Source organism: Bacillus sp. EAC (assembly GCF_002156875.1).
Lineage (GTDB): Bacteria > Bacillota > Bacilli > Bacillales > Bacillaceae_G > Gottfriedia.
Map to the genome: position 1 here is coordinate 1 of NZ_NCSY01000014.1, position 17,728 is coordinate 17,728.

At 33.3% G+C, this 17,728-nt stretch carries 18 protein-coding genes and 1 pseudogene; 16 read left to right on the top strand and 3 right to left on the bottom strand.

Features of this window, described 5'->3' with window-relative positions:
* From B7R65_RS21430 to B7R65_RS18615, 6 genes and pseudogenes are all read left to right on the top strand, one after another.
* Window positions 1-456 (top strand): annotated as a pseudogene (locus tag B7R65_RS21430) (hypothetical protein); the annotation flags it as partial.
* Window positions 457-634: 178 nt separating this feature from the next.
* A complete protein-coding gene (locus tag B7R65_RS18595; protein WP_088044330.1) occupies window positions 635-1,417 on the top strand; it encodes a YhcN/YlaJ family sporulation lipoprotein in 783 nt (260 codons plus the stop codon).
* Between the two features lie 222 nt (window positions 1,418-1,639).
* Entirely contained in the window at window positions 1,640-2,203 is a 564-nt protein-coding gene (locus B7R65_RS18600) for a TetR/AcrR family transcriptional regulator (RefSeq protein ID WP_088044331.1), read from the top strand.
* Between the two features lie 71 nt (window positions 2,204-2,274).
* Window positions 2,275-4,488, top strand: coding sequence for a YhgE/Pip domain-containing protein (locus tag B7R65_RS18605; protein WP_256941410.1), 2,214 nt, complete (start codon window positions 2,275-2,277; stop codon window positions 4,486-4,488).
* Window positions 4,489-4,625: 137 nt separating this feature from the next.
* Window positions 4,626-5,075, top strand: a complete 450-nt coding sequence (locus B7R65_RS18610) for a GNAT family N-acetyltransferase (protein WP_088044332.1) — start codon at window positions 4,626-4,628, stop codon at window positions 5,073-5,075.
* 75 nt (window positions 5,076-5,150) lie between these two features.
* A complete protein-coding gene (locus B7R65_RS18615) occupies window positions 5,151-5,666 on the top strand; it encodes a BofC C-terminal domain-containing protein (protein WP_179194926.1) in 516 nt (171 codons plus the stop codon).
* 69 nt (window positions 5,667-5,735) lie between these two features.
* Here B7R65_RS18615 and B7R65_RS18620 read toward each other — a convergent pair whose 3' ends face one another.
* The gene (locus B7R65_RS18620; protein WP_306298489.1) at window positions 5,736-6,284 is read right to left on the bottom strand and encodes a GNAT family N-acetyltransferase; all 549 of its coding nucleotides are present in this window, start codon (window positions 6,282-6,284) and stop codon (window positions 5,736-5,738) included.
* Between the two features lie 119 nt (window positions 6,285-6,403).
* Between B7R65_RS18620 and ruvA the strand changes: the two genes are divergently transcribed.
* From ruvA to yajC, 6 genes are all read left to right on the top strand, one after another.
* On the top strand, window positions 6,404-7,021 hold the full coding sequence (gene ruvA, locus B7R65_RS18625) for a Holliday junction branch migration protein RuvA (protein ID WP_088044334.1): 618 nt from the start codon (window positions 6,404-6,406) through the stop codon (window positions 7,019-7,021).
* A gap of 11 nt (window positions 7,022-7,032) precedes the next feature.
* Window positions 7,033-8,034 carry a Holliday junction branch migration DNA helicase RuvB gene (ruvB, locus tag B7R65_RS18630; RefSeq protein WP_088044517.1) on the top strand — a complete coding sequence of 334 codons (1,002 nt, stop codon included), beginning with the start codon at window positions 7,033-7,035 and terminating at the stop codon, window positions 8,032-8,034.
* Window positions 8,031-8,228: a DUF2905 domain-containing protein gene (locus B7R65_RS18635; RefSeq protein WP_088044335.1), complete on the top strand. Its 198-nt coding sequence runs from the start codon at window positions 8,031-8,033 to the stop codon at window positions 8,226-8,228. Before ruvB ends, B7R65_RS18635 begins: the two co-directional genes overlap by 4 nt.
* A gap of 103 nt (window positions 8,229-8,331) precedes the next feature.
* Window positions 8,332-9,360 (top strand): tRNA preQ1(34) S-adenosylmethionine ribosyltransferase-isomerase QueA, encoded by a 1,029-nt coding sequence (queA, locus tag B7R65_RS18640; RefSeq protein WP_088044336.1) that lies wholly within the window; start codon window positions 8,332-8,334, stop codon window positions 9,358-9,360.
* Window positions 9,361-9,380: 20 nt separating this feature from the next.
* Complete coding sequence (gene tgt / locus B7R65_RS18645) at window positions 9,381-10,520, top strand: tRNA guanosine(34) transglycosylase Tgt (RefSeq protein ID WP_088044337.1); 1,140 nt, start codon at window positions 9,381-9,383, stop codon at window positions 10,518-10,520.
* A gap of 26 nt (window positions 10,521-10,546) precedes the next feature.
* Window positions 10,547-10,816 (top strand): preprotein translocase subunit YajC, encoded by a 270-nt coding sequence (gene yajC, locus B7R65_RS18650; RefSeq protein ID WP_373419598.1) that lies wholly within the window; start codon window positions 10,547-10,549, stop codon window positions 10,814-10,816.
* Window positions 10,817-10,873: 57 nt separating this feature from the next.
* Here yajC and B7R65_RS18655 read toward each other — a convergent pair whose 3' ends face one another.
* On the bottom strand, window positions 10,874-11,257 hold the full coding sequence (locus B7R65_RS18655; RefSeq protein ID WP_088044339.1) for a TIGR04086 family membrane protein: 384 nt from the start codon (window positions 11,255-11,257) through the stop codon (window positions 10,874-10,876).
* 383 nt (window positions 11,258-11,640) lie between these two features.
* Between B7R65_RS18655 and B7R65_RS18660 the strand changes: the two genes are divergently transcribed.
* The gene (locus B7R65_RS18660; protein ID WP_088044340.1) at window positions 11,641-12,288 is read left to right on the top strand and encodes a DUF421 domain-containing protein; all 648 of its coding nucleotides are present in this window, start codon (window positions 11,641-11,643) and stop codon (window positions 12,286-12,288) included.
* 51 nt (window positions 12,289-12,339) lie between these two features.
* On the opposite strand, the gene spoVB is transcribed toward B7R65_RS18660, so the two are convergent.
* Window positions 12,340-13,896, bottom strand: a complete 1,557-nt coding sequence (spoVB, locus tag B7R65_RS18665; RefSeq protein ID WP_088044341.1) for a stage V sporulation protein B — start codon at window positions 13,894-13,896, stop codon at window positions 12,340-12,342.
* A gap of 155 nt (window positions 13,897-14,051) precedes the next feature.
* Between spoVB and B7R65_RS18670 the strand changes: the two genes are divergently transcribed.
* The 3 genes from B7R65_RS18670 (at window position 14,052) to B7R65_RS18680 (ending at window position 17,690) form a co-directional block, all read left to right on the top strand.
* A complete protein-coding gene (locus tag B7R65_RS18670) occupies window positions 14,052-14,330 on the top strand; it encodes a post-transcriptional regulator (protein WP_088044342.1) in 279 nt (92 codons plus the stop codon).
* Window positions 14,331-14,433: 103 nt separating this feature from the next.
* Window positions 14,434-16,671 (top strand): protein translocase subunit SecDF, encoded by a 2,238-nt coding sequence (secDF, locus tag B7R65_RS18675; RefSeq protein WP_088044343.1) that lies wholly within the window; start codon window positions 14,434-14,436, stop codon window positions 16,669-16,671.
* A 107-nt stretch (window positions 16,672-16,778) separates the two neighbouring features.
* A complete protein-coding gene (locus B7R65_RS18680; RefSeq protein WP_088044344.1) occupies window positions 16,779-17,690 on the top strand; it encodes a cation diffusion facilitator family transporter in 912 nt (303 codons plus the stop codon).
* The last annotated feature ends 38 nt before the right edge of the window (window positions 17,691-17,728 follow it).

The following is a 17,728-nucleotide window of genomic DNA, read 5'->3' on the forward strand; positions in this document are numbered from 1 at the left end:
TATTATGGTCCAAATGCGCCACAAACATTACCGGCTTATTATGGTCCGAATGTACCGCAAACATTACCAGCATATTATGGACCAAATGAAAATTTCCCACAAACAATGCCAGCATATTACGGACCAAATGCACCGCAAACAATGCCAGCATATATGGGACCGAATGAAAACTTCCCACAAACAATGCCAGCATATTATGGACCAAATGCACCGCAAACATTACCGGCTTATTATGGTCCAAATGAAAATTTCCCACAAACATTACCAGCTTATACTGGTCCAATGGACTATCCTAAGTTCGATGGTAATATGGGTCCAAATATTTCACCATATGATGGACCAATGTATCGAGATCAATCTAATCCTTACTTTGATCCAAACTCACAGTTGTTCACTCCATACGCACAAAATCAATCTTCATATGGTGTTCCATATTTTGAGGAAGATGAGCAATAATACAGATAGGAATGGAAAAGACGATTCGAAAATGAATCGTCTTTTCTTACATTATTTTTAACATTATATTAAATTGCCATCCATCAATTAACAAATTAAAAACCTCTTTAAAAGGCAAAGCTAATTGTGTAATACGAGTTGTATTACAATTAGCTGTAATTAAAGGGAGGTTTTTATATTGAATAAAAAAGGTTTAATCGTAGCCACTGGTACTGTTTTCACTGCGTTAGCTTTATCAGGTTGTGGTACTGATAATAATGCAATGAACCATCGGAAAAACGTTGGTTACGAAAGAGTAAACTTTGACAATAGACCGACTAACCCTTATTCGGTTAATGATCGTTATGAAAATAACATGAATTATCCTAATAATAGAGATAATTATGCAAGACAAAATGTTCATTTCGGGAATGACCGCATTAATGAAGGACTAAGTAGTGAATATACAAATGATGGTATAGTCCGTGACGGGAAAAATGGAAGAAATGCTAATTATTATACAAATAATTATTCTTTAACGGATCAAGTTCGTTATAATACGAACAACAATATGAATAATACAACGAATACGCCAATTGTACCATTTACAAATATTAGTACGAATACACGTATGAGTGAAGGGGATCGAAAATACGCTGATCAGATTTCAAGACGAGTTGAACAAATGGCAAATGTAAAAAGTGCTAGTTCAGTTGTTGTTGGAGACCAAGTTTTGATTGCTATAGATTTAAATGATAAAAACGTTGATGAAAGTGCACTTCGTTCGAAAATTAAAGATACTTTAACACCGTATACAAGTGGGAAAAATGTACATGTAACATTCGATGGAAATATTCGTAATGATATTATGAATATTCCAAATGATACAACGAACATTTTAAAAAATACAAAAAACGATGTTAAAGATATGTATCGAAATGTAAAACATGGTGTTAAGGATATAGCAAACCCAAACCATTAAGTTGAAAAGGAAGAAGCAATTGCTTCTTCCTTTTAGAATTTACTACATTTGCAACGAGTCATTGGAAAGTGCTGCAAAATGAAAACAGATTTTCTTGGGGATGAAACAAATGAAATAAAAAGTTTGATTATGGCAACTTAATATGCTAAAGTGGGAATATCTTAGAATGACCATAAAACGTTTATGGTCAAAATGTTCAAATGGATTATGAGGTGATTTAATATGAAAAAGCAATATATACTTGATGCGGCTACTAAATCTTTTACGATATTTGGTTATAAAGCGACAACGATGAGTCAAATAGCAAAGCAAGCGAATGTCGGAAAAGGAACAATTTATACTTTCTTTAAAAACAAAGAAGAATTATTTGATGAAATTATTAATAATTTAATTATTGAAATGAAATATTTAGCTGAACAATCGATACGAGATGAAGATTCATTTATTGATAAAGCAAATAAAGGGATTGAAGTCTTCATTGCATTCCATCAAGAACATGATTTAACGATCAAGCTACTTCAAGAACAAAAAGAAATTGGAACGGTAGCAGTGAATGATGCAATAAACCGATTAAACAGTTCGATAATTACTTACATTAAAAAGAAAATTGAAGAAGCTATAGACAAAAAAGAAATAGTCGAATGTGACCCAGAAATGACTGCACTTATCATGCTACGACTTTATACAACTCTAAAGATTGAATGGGAAAAAGACCATGAAGCTCTGAGCCCAGAAAAGATGAAGGAGTTATTTAATTTTTATATCCTAAATGGATTATCTAAATGATATCCATTTAATTTATAAACAAAAATGACCAAATGAACAATTTGGTCAAAATGTACAAGGGGGAATAAGTTTTGAACACACAATTCGCAAAAGAATTTAGCAATATAGTTCGCAATAAAAAGTTGTTAATACCTATAATTGCTGTTTTACTCGTACCATTATTATATAGTGGAATGTTTTTATGGGCTTTTTGGGATCCATACGAAAAATTAGATCAACTACCAGTAGCGGTTGTAAATCTTGATGAAGGTACTGAATTAGAAGGAAAGAAAATTACAATTGGTAATGAATTTATTGAAAATCTTAAGAATAACGATAATTTTCAATGGCATTTTGTTGATAATAAAACTGCAAGTAAAGGCTTAGAAAATCAAGACTACTATATGATTGTTCGAATTCCAAGGAACTTTTCAAGCAATGCAGCAACAGTATTAGACGATAAACCGAAAAAACTAACAATGGAATATATTCCGAATGAAGGGTTTAACTTCTTATCAGGTCAAATAGGCGGTACAGCTGCTGAAAAAATTAAAGAACAGATTGGAAATACAATTTCCCGAACATACGTAGAAACAATTTATGATAAAATCGGTGAGTTAACGGACGGAATTTCAAAAGCTAGTGATGGTTCTTCAAAATTAGATAAAGGTGTAGGAAGTGCTAAAGATGGCTCTACTAAATTAGCGAATGGCTTAAAAGAGCTTTCAAGTAAATCAATTGAATTAAAAGAAGGCGTTGGAAAATTAGAAGATGGTTCAAAACAAGAATTAAAAGGATTGAACCAATATACTGACGGAGTAAAGAAAGTAAATAACGGATTACAGCAATTAGAGAGTAATGCTAGACCTCTTCATTCTGGAATAAATCAATTAGCAGAAGGGTCTATTGAAGTAAGTAACGGATTAAACCGGTTAAATGGGAAAATGCCACTACTTCATGAGGGATCTGAAAAATTACTAGCTGGATCAAAATCAATATCACAAGGATTAAGCCAATGGCAGCAAGGTGCCACTTCGGTATCAACAGGAGCTAAGCAAGTAGCAGATGGGATTGAGCAGCTTCAAAAAGAAATCGGGCCACTTTTATCATCCTTGCCAGCTGAACAGCAAGCAATTTATAAAGCAAAAATTGAAGCACTCGTTGCTGGAAGTAAGTCAGTTTCAAATGGTGTGTCTCAATTATCAGCTAGTGCAGATAAATTAAATGAAGGTGGTAAATCATTAGCTGATGGAGCTGGTAAATTAAATAGTTCGCACGAAGAGCTTGCGTCAGGTGTTTTAAAATTAGTAAATGGTCAATCTCAAGTATCGAATGGTTTAAATCAGCTAAATGAAAAAACACCACAGCTTGTTGATGGAATCGATCAGCTTGCTAACGGTACAAATGAATTAAATAGCAACTCTTTAAAATTAGTTGGTGGAATGAGTCAAATTGCAGACGGAATTTCTACACTAAATGGAAATACGCCAAAACTTGTATCAGGAGTTGACCAATTAAAAGACGGTTCAGTACATTTAGAAGATGGTCTATCAAGAATTAAAGAAGGAACAAATGAATTATCTTCTAAACTTGGTGAGGCAAAAACAGCAACTAAACATATTGGAACGAATGATAAACAATTGGATATGTACTCTGATCCAGTAAAATTATCGAAGGAAAGTGTTAATTCAGTACCGAACTATGGAACAGGCTTTACACCATATTTCTTATCAATGGGATTATATGTTGGTGGCTTATTACTTTCTGTGGTATTCCCGTTAAGAGAAGCAGCAAAAAGACCAAGTAGCGCATTTAGCTGGTACTCAGGTAAAACTGGAATATTAATTGGTGTTGGAATTATTCAATCGATCATTGCAAGTGTTGCATTAGTCATGCTTCTAGGTTTAGATGTAAAATCATTATCATACTACTTATTAATCAGTATGGTTGCTAGTTTTGCGTTTTTAACTTTAATTCAGTTTTTAGTAACTGTATTTGGTGATGCTGGCCGCTTCTTAGCAATTATTGCATTAATTTTACAATTAACGACTAGTGCTGGTACATTCCCATTAGAATTAGTACCTGATTTCTTGCAAAATTTTAATGCGATCTTACCAATGACATATACTGTAAATGCTTTTAAAGCTGTAATTTCAACAGGGGACTTCAGTTTTATGTGGCAAAATTTAAGTATATTAGCTGGGTTCATCATGTTATTCAGTGTGATTACATTCGTTTATTTTAGAGTGAATTTCAAAAAACAATTCGGTAACGAACTTAATGGAAATCAAACGATCAATGCATAAGATAATATTAAACCCCATCAATTTAACATGTTGATGGGGTTTTTACTATTAGCGCTCTGAGAATTGTACTGTTCAATCGAAAAAGGAAAGTGAGATAATAGTAAAATACATAAAACACTTTTAAGGGAGAGTAATCTATGATTAAAAGATTAGATAATAAAGATGAAAGAATAGCAAATTTAATTTTAAATGTACAAATCCCAGCATACAAAGTAGAAGCCAAAATAATCGGATTTGATGGTATACCTCAATTAATGGATACTGTTGAGACTATCACTTCATCTACTGAAATTTTTATTGGTTATAGTGAGAATAAAGAGTTAAAAGCGTTTTTATCATATACAGAATCGGAAAGTGAATATCAAATTTGTAGGTTGGTAGTTCATCCTATGTTTTTTAAACAAGGGATAGCTAGAAACTTAGTTAATTACTTTTTAAATGACATTATCGATCAGAAAAAAATAATCGTAAGTACAGGAGCTGATAATCTTCCAGCAATTAACTTATATAAAAGTTCTGGTTTCATTTTTACTAAAAAGATTGAGGTTGTACCAAACCTGTATATTGCGTTTTTTGAAAGAGTTTAAAATTGTAGGATAAAGATAAAATTAATGGTCAAACTAAAAAAGCTTGCATTAATATGTCTATAGGAGTTGATGTTTGTGAGTAAGTTGATTTTGATATTTGTAAGTTTGTTTTTTATATTGATTCCTACACAAACTGAAACATTAGCAGAGCTTAAACAAACTAGTATTTATGACGATTCATCTGAAAAAGGAATCACGATTATTTTGCATAGAATTTATATTAACGGAGAAGTAGTCGAAGAAATATATATCAACCAGCATAAAACAACTGATGAAGTAAAAAGAGAGTTTAATGATTGGAAAGTGATAGAAGAGAATGACGATCAAATCGTTCTCATGAAGAAGATAAATGACCTTTCACCGACTTTAAAATCTAAAGGATATATGGGAATTAATTCGAAAGGGATGCTGAATTTATATATAGGTATGCCAAGTGGTAATAATATAATTGAATCATTTTTTCAGATAGATACGAGTAAACTAGAAGTAAATAAACAGAAACAGCTTGAAAAGGGAATAAAAATCTCCACTAAAAAACGCTATGATTATATGTTGAATTATTTAAGACAATACGCAGTAATTGAACATTAATTGAAATGGACTTGTTTCCCAAGTCCATTTTTCTTTTGATTCTATTATAAAGGGCAAACTGTTATCATTTCAGATTCCATGCCATTCATTTCGTAAAATTGAATAGACAAATGTAGAATGTGATGTGTTACCTTGAATTAAATAATCTCTTAAAAATCCCTCTTTTGTAAACCCTACTTTTTCCAGTAGTTTTTGTGAAGGAAGATTTTCAGGGTAGACGATTGCACCAATTCTGTTTAGTTGCAAAGTGTCAAAACCATACATTAATAGGGCTTTTACTGCTTCAGCAGCATATCCAACTCCCCATGAATCTGGATGTAGTTCATATCCAATTTCAGCTCTTTTATTGCGTTCTTGATAAGCATTAAATCCACATGAACCGATTAATTGGTTTGTTTGCTTATTTATAATTCCCCACCGTATTCCTTTTTTCGTATCGTACATTTCTCTGAAATAATGGATTAGTTCCATCACTTCGCTACTATTTTTTACAGCGTCTAGGCCGTAATATCTTGTGACGTCTTCTCTGGATAAAATAGTATACATCCTGTTTAAATCTGTTACATTAATTTCCCTTAAAAATAGGCGCTCTGTTGTTAAGATTGGAAACATGCTCATTTAATTGCCTCCGCATTAGATATATATTCGTTATAAAATCACTATTTTCGACGGTCGACTATTTTTTTCCTTCTTCTTTATATGGTACAATGGAATACATGTAAAAAGGGGAGAGTACCATGTACGAATATATAATTGGAAATATAGAATGGGTAGGACCCGAATATATTGTTATTGATCATAATGGGCTAGGATATCAATTATATACACCAAATCCATTTGTATTTAGACCTGCGAAAGAATTGATTAAAGTTTATACACATCATTACGTAAGAGAAGATATTATGATGTTATATGGTTTTAAAACACTTGATGAAAGAACTTTATTTCAGAAATTATTAAGTGTGTCAGGAATCGGTCCTAAGGGTGCTTTAGCGATCGTTGCTACAGGAGAACCAAATAAAATTGTTCAAGCTATTGAGGAAGAAGACGAAGCATTCTTAACAAAATTCCCAGGTGTTGGCAAAAAAACAGCAAGACAGATGATTCTGGATCTGAAAGGAAAACTTGAAAAAGTATTTGGTACGGTTCAAGTTGATTTATTCACAGATTTAGATGCAATTGAACAAGAACAAAATGCAGCTTCTTCATTGGATGATGCAATGGAAGCACTAAAAGCGTTGGGATATGCAGAAAAAGAGATTAAAAAGATTGTACCATTACTAAAAGCCGAAACTCTTTCAACAGATGAATATATTAAAAAAGCTCTTCAATTATTATTGCAAGCTAAGAGGTGATGACAATGACAATGGAAGACCGAATCATATCAAGCGAGAGTCAAGGAGAAGAATTCGATCATGAACTTTCACTGAGACCTCAGGTCTTAAGAGAATACATAGGACAAGATAAAGTTAAAAAGAATCTACAGGTCTTTATAGAAGCGGCCAAAATGCGTAATGAATCATTAGATCATGTTTTATTATATGGTCCTCCAGGATTAGGTAAAACTACTTTAGCTGCTATTATAGCAAATGAGCTTGGGGTTGGATTTAAAACTACTTCAGGTCCTGCTATTGAGCGTCCAGGAGATTTGGCAGCAATCTTAACTTCATTACAGCCGGGTGATGTATTATTTATAGATGAAATCCATCGCTTACCACGTACGGTTGAGGAAGTGCTATATCCTGCGATGGAAGATTTTTTCTTTGATATCGTAATCGGTAAAGACGCAACTGCAAGATCAGTCAGAATCGATTTACCGCCTTTTACGCTCATCGGTGCTACAACAAGAGCTGGATTACTTTCTGCACCACTTCGAGATCGATTTGGTGTTTTAAATCGATTGGAATTTTATACTGTTGAACAACTTGCAATGATTGTTAAGCGAACTGCAGAATTATTTGGAATGGAAATCGATAAAGACGCAACATTAGAAATTGCAAGAAGATCACGAGGTACTCCTCGTATTGCAAATCGCTTGCTACGAAGAGTGAGAGATTTCGCACAAGTACAAGGAAGTGGGATAATTACTTTTGATATTGCTAAAAGTTCACTAATTCAAATGCAAGTAGATGAAGTAGGTCTTGATCATATTGATCATAAACTACTTTTAGCCATAATTGAACGTTTTCGTGGAGGTCCTGTTGGCATCGATACGATTGCTGCATCGATTGGAGAAGAATCTCAAACGATTGAAGACGTTTACGAACCATATTTACTTCAAATCGGTTTTCTTCAAAGGACACCTAGAGGTAGAATCGTTACAGATTTAACATACAAACATTTTGGAATACAGGAACCACAGCAATGATCGATTTATCAAAAGTATTAATAACACTAGGTATCGTTTTATTAGTTGTTGGTTTGTTTATACGCTTTGTTGGTAAACTACCTGGGGATATCTTCATTAAAAAAGGGAATGTTTCTTTTTATTTCCCAATTGTAACTTGCATAATCATTAGTATTTTACTTTCACTTATTTTCTCCTTTTTTGGGAGAAAATAAGGTGAAAGTTAATTAGAAAAAATAAAATAGAGAAATTCAAACTATTTGAAAAATATTATCGAACGAACTAGATTTTAAGTATTAATTAGAAACAGGTGAAAGTATGGATGTAAATTTATTTGATTTTGATTTGCCAGAGGAATTAATCGCTCAAACACCACTATTGGACCGTGAGGCTTCTAGACTAATGGTGTTAAATAAAGAAACTGGTAAAGTTGAACATAAACAATTTCCTGACGTTTTAGATTATTTAACTGAAGGGGATTGTCTTGTACTAAATGAAACGAAAGTTATGCCGGCTAGACTATTTGGTGAAAAAGAGGATACAGGTGCTCAAATAGAGGTATTATTACTTCAACAAGAAGAAAAAGATGTTTGGGAAACATTAGTGAAACCAGCAAAAAGAGTAAAATTAGGAACAGTAATCGTATTTGGAGATGGACGTTTAAAAGCAGAATGCGTAGGTTCTAGTGATCAAGGCGGAAGAAAATTAAAGTTCAGTTATGATGGGATTTTTTACGAAATTCTAGACCAGCTAGGTGAAATGCCATTACCTCCTTATATTAAAGAAAAATTAGACGATAAAGATAGATATCAAACGGTATTTGCTAAGGAAATTGGATCAGCGGCAGCACCTACAGCTGGCTTGCATTTTACAAAAGAACTTCTTGAAAAAGTTCAGCAAAAAGGGGTCAAATTAGCGTTTATTACATTGCATGTAGGGCTTGGAACATTTAGACCAGTAAGTGTTGAATCAATCGAAGAGCACGACATGCATGCTGAATATTATTATATGTCTGATGAAACGGCTAAACTGTTAAATGAAACAAAAGCTAATGGTGGTAGAATAATTACTGTAGGTACAACTTCTACTCGTACTGTTGAAACAATTGCAACTGCAAATAAAGGTGAATTTATAGGTTGCAGTGGTTGGACGTCTATCTTCATTTTCCCAGGTTATAAATTTATGGGAATTAATGGAATGATTACAAATTTCCATCTACCAAAATCAACTCTAATCATGTTAATTAGTGCTTTAGCAGGAAGAGAAGCAGTTCTGTTGGCTTATAAAGAAGCTGTAGAGCAAAAATATCGCTTTTTTAGTTTTGGCGACGCAATGTTAATACTTTAAGAATTGAAAGGAATATAAAAATGACAGCTATTCGTTATGAACATATAAAAACTTGTAAGCAAACTGGTGCGAGATTAGGGATTGTCCATACACCACACGGTTCGTTTGAGACACCAGCATTTATGCCAGTTGGTACTTTGGCAACAGTTAAAACGATGTCTCCTGAAGATCTAAAATCAATGGGAGCAGGGATTATCTTAAGCAATACATACCATTTATGGTTAAGACCAGGCCATGAAATCATAAAAAATGCAGGCGGTTTACATAAATTCATGAACTGGGACCGACCAATTTTAACAGATTCTGGTGGTTTCCAAGTATTTAGTTTAAGCCAATTCCGTAAAATTGAAGAGGAAGGCGTTCATTTCCGTAATCACTTAAATGGAGATAAATTATTCTTATCCCCTGAAAAAGCAATGGAAATTCAAAATGCTTTAGGCTCTGATATTATGATGGCGTTTGATGAGTGTCCACCATATCCAGCAGAATATGATTATATGAAACGTTCCGTAGAAAGAACTAGTAGATGGGCAGAACGCTGTTTAAATGCACACGGTCGCCCTGAAGACCAAGGTTTATTTGGAATTGTACAAGGTGGAGAATATGAAGAACTTCGTAAACAAAGTGCGAAAGATTTAGTATCATTAGATTTCCCAGGCTATGCGATCGGTGGCCTATCTGTAGGTGAGCCTAAGGATGTTATGAATAGAGTTTTAGAATTTACGACTCCTTTACTACCAACTGATAAACCACGCTATTTGATGGGTGTCGGTTCACCAGACTCATTAATTGACGGAGCGATTCGAGGAGTAGATATGTTTGATTGTGTACTTCCAACTCGTATAGCACGAAATGGTACATGTATGACTAGTGAGGGAAGATTAGTTATTAAAAATGCAAAATATGCAGATGACTATACTCCACTTGATCCAAATTGTGATTGTTATACATGTAAAAACTATACAAGAGCATATATTCGTCATTTAATTCGATGTGAAGAGACATTTGGAATGAGATTGACTACTTATCATAACTTATATTTTCTGTTACAATTAATGGAACAAGTTCGTCAAGCTATTCGTGAGGACCGTTTAGGAGATTTCAGAGAAGAATTCTTCGAACAATATGGTTTTAATAAACCGAATGCTAGGAACTTCTAATTTTACATAATGAAAGGAAGAAATGAATAATGGCACTAACTCAGATTTTACCATTACTTTTAATGTTCGTAATTTTTTACTTCTTGCTAATTCGTCCACAACAAAAACGCCAAAAAGCTACAGCTGCGATGCAAGCTTCAATTGCAAAAGGTGATGCAGTTGTAACAATTGGTGGGTTACATGGTTTCGTTGATGGAATCGATGAAGAAAACAACACAATCACTTTAAAAACGACTGACGGTACACGCTTAGTATTTGAACGTAATGCAATTCGTGATAAGAAAGTCAAAGCATAATAAAGTCAAAAAAGCTAGGTTCACATGAACCTAGCTTTTTTATCTATTATTTTAACCTTATTTGTTATAGTGTTTATTGCTTGCAGCATTCACTCCAAATATTGATCCTAACATACAGATTGCAAAAAAAATGGCATGATACATTAATTGTTCTTTTGAAAATGCGCGATCATATCCAAGGAATTGGACAAAAAATACAACAACGGAATATGCACCGCTAGTTAATAATCCAAGAAGCCATCCTTTTTCTTTCCCCTTAGCTCCAGTCACAAAACCACCAATTAGCATGATAATGAATGAAAGAATAAAAGTAGTCGAGGTAACGCTTGCTTCTGTAAGTGAAGTTAATCTCAGTATTAATGATAAAATTAAGCTAATTGACAATACTAATAATAAAATGGTTAAGACACCATAAGAGACAGCTACTGCTGTTTTTTTCATTCAAATTCCCCCTTGTACACTCTTTAATACAAGCATATTCATAAGATGAATTTTTAGAATACTTATAGCATAAATACAGATAGTAAAATTAAGAACTAATTACAAAAAAATATTAAAACTTTAATAAAAGAGATTTTAAATTAATTGTAGTTGTAAAAGAAGATGTTTGGAGTGAAGATGAGTGACTTATGTGAGAGCAGCGAGTTAGGGAGAACCTACAGGAAGCACACTACTTGCCCCACAGAAAGCGAACATCTTGGAGTGGAAATCTACAAAACTTCATTATTAATAGCAACTAAGTATACGTAAAACAGACTTTTAGAAAAAGTTGTTAATAATACATATTTAAGCAAATTAAGTCGGTTTGAATGTGAGGTCTCAACATGGAAATAGGTTCGATGACAATGCGTACGATTGCGATCTATTTAATCATAGCGTTTTTCTTCCGAATAATGGGGAAAAGAGAAATTGGTGAATTAAGTTTATTAGATTTAGTTGTCTATATTTTATTGACTGAAATAGCAGCTATTGGAATCGAAAGTCATAATGAACCAATTTTTAAAGTTGCATATCCTATGTTACTAATCGTAGTCATTCAAATAATATTTTCATTTATTTCACTTAAAAGCGTAAAATTCAGGAAACTATTAGATGGTCATCCGGTTTTAATCATTTCGAATGGTAAAGTAAATGATAAAGAAATGAGAAAGCAAAGATACACTTTTGATGATTTATTGTTGCAATTAAGAGAAAAGGATATCGGGGATATACGAGAAGTTGACTATGCGATCCTCGAACCAACAGGAAAACTATCCGTTTTTAAGAAGGATGCAAATAATGCAAATCGTAGCTCACTGACTTTTCCTCTTATACTCGATGGAATCGTTCAAGAAGACAATTTAAAGCATTATAATAAAGATAAAGTGTGGTTACTACAGCAATTAAAAAGTAACGGATATACTAGCGTAGAACAGGTGTCTTACTGTAGTTTGTTAGATGATGAGATCTTTATAGATAACAAAGTTGAGTAACAAAATGCCAATTATTCGCTTGATTTGCTGAATAATTGGCATTTTAATTTTTTATCTAGGCATTAATTTTTTGAAAAATGGGATTCGGATGATTTCATCTTTCTTTACTAAGTTAAATAAAAGAATTAATAGGAAGTACATTAGAGTTACGATAGAAATACTCGTTAAGGTTTGTACTAATAAAGAAGATGAAAACACAACAAAATGTTTTATAAAAGAACCTAAATAAATGCAGGCTCCTAAGACTATTAAGCAATAGACATAATCTTTAATGTAAATAGTGAAGTGTATGGCTTTTAATACTGTAAAATAATGCAAAACGGTAATTGTTACGATACTAATATTCATCGCTAAAATGACACCAGTAATTCCAAATTTTGGATTTGTTGCAAGTAATAATATACATGCAATTTTAACGACGGAGCCGACAAAACTATTGATCATTGCAGAATTTGCCATGTTAAGTGCTTGAAGAACTGCTTGAAGTGGACCTTGGAAGTAGTAAAAAATAAAGCAAGGTGCTAATAAAAGGATAAATGGAGTTGCTTGGTCACTTTTATACATTAAAGTTAATATTGGAGAAGCAAATACATAAAGGATAACAACGGACCAACCACCTGCAATCATTGAATAGCGAAGGGACTGTTGTAATCTTCTTTCAACTGTAACTCGGTCTTTTTTTGCCATCGCTTCACTGATAGCAGGAACAAGCGATGTTGATAAAGCGTAAGTAATAAATGCTGGTAATAATAATAAAGGTAACGCATACCCAGAGAGTAAACCATATTGTTTAGTAGCAGCTACTGCTGTTAAACCAGCGAGGGCTAAACTTTGAGAAACAACGATCGGTTCTAAAAACATAGAAATTGATCCAATCAATCTACTACCAGTTGTAGGTAAAGCGATACTTAATAAGTCACTTAATGTTTTTCTTCCATCTTTAATATTTGTCTTAAAACCAGTTAGGAATTTCGCATTCTTTTCCTTTTTGAAAACATACAACATATACATTAATGATGCTAATTCACCGAATACAGATGAAATGATCGCGCCACTGGCAGCAAATTCAACTCCATAAGGTAAAAATGTCTTTGTACAAACAGCTACTAATACGATTCTGACAACTTGTTCGATAACTTGAGAAAATGATGACGGACGCATATTTTGTACACCTTGGAAGTAACCACGTAATACGGATGAAATAGCAATAATAGGAACAACAGGTGCAATTGCGATTAACGGATACATTGTTCGTTCGTCGGTTAATAAATTTTTAGCAATAAAAGGCGCAAGTGAAATCATTGCAGTAGTAAAAATAATACTGAGGATTCCCGTGATCGTCATCGATACAGCTAAAATTTTCTTAATTCGATCTTGTCTATTTTGTGCCATTGCTTCTGCAATTAATTTGGATATTGCGATAGGTAACCCTAATTGAGTAAGAGTCATTACTAGAAATAATGTAGGAACAGCCATCATATATAATCCGACGCCCTCTACACCCATTATTCGAGCAACAACAATGCGATTAAAAAACCCTAATATTCTCGTTATTAGCCCTGCAATGAGTAAAAAAAACGTTCCTCTTAAAAACGTTTGCTTCGTCATAACGTTTACCACCTTCTCAAACTGCCTAGAATGATTTACAATTATATATATGCTAGAAAAGTAACCAAGCATGACAAGTTCAACATCAAGAGACTGAAATAATAATGGACTAAAATTATTTTTCTAAATATACAGAAAAATTAGGAGGGAAGAGTATGTCGATATTTCATGAACAAGTTGCTGAATTTAAACCGAAACTACGTGTAGTTCTGGAAAGTAAGTTGGAAGAGTTTAAAATGCTTGGATACGATACGGTTAGTGGAGAAGAATTGTGGCAATGTCTTGAGAAAACTTTATGGCGAAAGAATGAGGAAGAACCAAAGCTTTTTCAACTTGTAGAAGACATACTCTCATTAACGGTAAATGATTATATGAATTTTATTCGAATTGAATCGTTTAAATCTCCAATTTGGCAGTTTGGTGAGTCAATATAACCAATAATTGACAATAAAAAAAATGTCTTTGTATAATAAAAGAAAGAATACATACCATTATTTGTACTAAGACTTGGACATGATAGAGGAGGAAATTCACAACATGGTGAAGCGTAACAGAATCGTTGCCTTCTTCTTAATTATTGCTGTATTAGCAGCAGTAATAGGCACAACTGTATTTGGTACTGCAAAAAACATAAAGCTTGGCCTTGATTTACAAGGTGGCTTTGAAGTACTTTATAAAGTTAAACCGATCAAAGAAGACGACAAAATTAATAAAAATGTATTATTAAGTACTGCAAAAGCACTTGAGAAACGTGTAAACGTATTAGGTGTTAGTGAACCGAATATTCAAGTTGAAGGAAAAGATCGAATCCGTGTTCAATTAGCTGGTGTAAAAGATCAAGCTAAAGCTCGTGATATTCTTTCAACTGAAGCGAATTTAACAATTCGTGATGTGAACGACAAGGTGTTAATGACAGGGGCAGACTTAAAAGAGGGTGCTTCTAAGCAAACATTTGATCAAATGGGTAAAGCAAGTGTATCGATTACGTTTAAAGATGCTAATAAAGTTAAAGATGTAACAACAAAGGTTCTACAAATGGGTGCTCCAAATAATATGATGGTTATTTGGTTAGATTTTAAAGAAGGCCAGGATTCGTTTAAAAAAGAATCAGCTAAGCCAAAACCAAAGTTCTTATCAGCTGCAAGTGTAAATCAAGTATTTACTGATGATTCATTATCAATTGTTGGTTCTACATTCACAGTTGAAAGTGCAAAAGAACTTGCGGATTTATTAAATGCAGGAGCACTTCCTGTACATCTTGAAGAAATGTACTCAACTTCAATCGGTGCAAAATTTGGTACAGATGCACTTCATGAAACAATCTTTGCTGGGATTATCGGAGTATCGGTTATCTTCTTGTTTATGCTTTATTTCTACCGTTTCCCAGGCTTAATCGCTAGCATTATGTTAATGGCGTATACTTTTGTGACTTTACTTGTATTTGATTGGATGAATGCAGTATTAACTCTCCCAGGTATCGCGGCATTAATACTAGGGGTTGGTATCGCGGTTGATAATAATATAATTACGTTTGAACGTTTGAAGGACGAGCTTAAATTAGGTAAGTCAGTTGCATCAGCATATCGTGCAGGAAATCAACGTTCATTTGGTACAATTTTTGATGCGAATATAACAACATTACTTGCTGCAGTTGTACTATTTTCTTTTGGTACAAGTTCAGTAAAAGGATTTGCGACAAGTTTAATTGTAAGTATTTTAGTGAGCTTTTTAACTGCTGTATTTGGAACTCGCTTATTACTTTCATTATTAGTTCAAAGTCGTTACTTAAATAATAAAAAAACTTGGTTTGGTGTTAAGAAAAGTGAGATTCTAGGTTTAAATCATAACTTAGCACATCCACCTACAAAATATGATAAAGTCGATTTTGTTAAGGTTGGCCGTAAGTTTGTTTATTTCTCAATCGTTACTTTAATCATCGGAGTCATCATACTTGCAGTCTTCCGTTTGAATTTAGGGATTGATTTTGCGAGTGGAACTCGAGTTACATTCGAATCGAAATCTGCTGTTACAAAACAGGTTGTTAATAGTGAATTATCGAAAATGAATCTTACTCCTGAGAGTACTACAATTTCAACAAACGGTGCTAAAGCCGGTTCAATTGCTTTCAAAGGTGTATTATCAAAAGATGAAATTAATGCATTGAAAAAAGATTTTACTTCTAAATTTGGAATCGAACCGAATGTAAGTACAGTTGACCCAGTAGTAGGTAAAGAATTAGCTGCTAATGCAATAAAAGCGCTAATTATCGCTTCAGTTGGAATTATTCTTTATGTATCATTACGATTCCAATTCTCATATGCAATTGCTTCAGTAATTGCCTTACTACATGACGCATTTTTCATCATCGTAGTCTTCAGTATTTTTAGATTAGAAGTGGATATTACATTTATTGCTGCGGTATTAACGATCGTTGGTTATTCAATTAATGACTCGATTGTTACGTTTGACCGTGTGCGTGAAAATATGAAACTGAAGAAGAAGATTCGTACTAGAGAAGAATTAAATGAAATCGTAAATGAGTCGATTCGTCAAACATTAGGACGTTCAGTAAAAACAGTTCTAACTGTTGTGTTGGCAGTACTGGCATTACTATTATTTGGAAGTCATGCAATACTTAACTTCTCAATCGCTTTATTAGTAGGGTTAGTAGTAGGAACATATTCTTCAATCTTTATTGCTTCACAAATTTGGTTATTTATTAAAGGTCGTGAACTTGATAAAAATCAAGTAATAGAGACAGAAGAAGCTAAATAAATTTTAAAAAGGGTATAAGCTAATGCTTATACTCTTTTTTGTTTTAGATTATGACAAATTGAAAATACTATTTTAATGTGTAGATTTAAAGGAAGTAGGTACAAAGCATGGAACAAGATGAAAGGTATAGGGAAGCCAGAAAAGGAGCGTATATCGGAATATATGGTAATTTACTTTTAGCAATTGTTAAAGTAATTATTGGTTACATAGGAAATAGTAAGGCATTAATGGCAGATGCAGTTCATTCAGCATCTGATGTAGTAGGCTCATTGGCTGTATTATTCGGTCTTAGAGCGGCTAAAATGCCTCCGGATGAGGATCATCCTTATGGACATGGGAAAGCTGAGTCAATTGCAGCTATTATCGTTGCGGTTCTTTTATTTATCGTTGGCATAGAAATAGGAAAATCATCCATAACATCTTTTTTTAAACCAATCCATTCTCCAGAATTAATCGCATTATTAGCTGCATTTATATCAATCTTTTTAAAAGAATGGATGTTCAGATATAAATATGCGCTTGGGAAGAAGTTAAATAGTGATGCAATCATCGCAAATGCATATGAACATCGATCTGATGTATATTCTTCTGCTGCTGCAATGATTGGAATTGGGATTGCGATACTTGGTACTAAGTTCAATATGCCAGTCCTTTTATATGCTGATCCAGCTGCTGGGTTAATTGTTGCAATTATGATTTTAAAAATGGCATGGGACATTGGGGCTGAATCTATTCATACAACAATGGATCATGTCCTCCATGAAGAAGAAATTGAACCATATAAAGACATCGTTCGAAACATAGAAGGGGTAAGAGAAATAAATACTCTTTACGCTAGAGAGCATGGTTATTATGTCATTATTGATATTAAAGTATCAGTCGATCCTTATATCACTGTTGAGGAAGGTCATAAAATTGGAAAAAGTGTGAAAGCCAAACTAATGGAGCAGGATGATGTTGAAAATGTTTTTGTCCATATTAATCCATACAATGATAAAAATAACACTTTCATACCCTAAGATTACTTTAGTATAATAGTACAGTTAGGGGTGAAAAG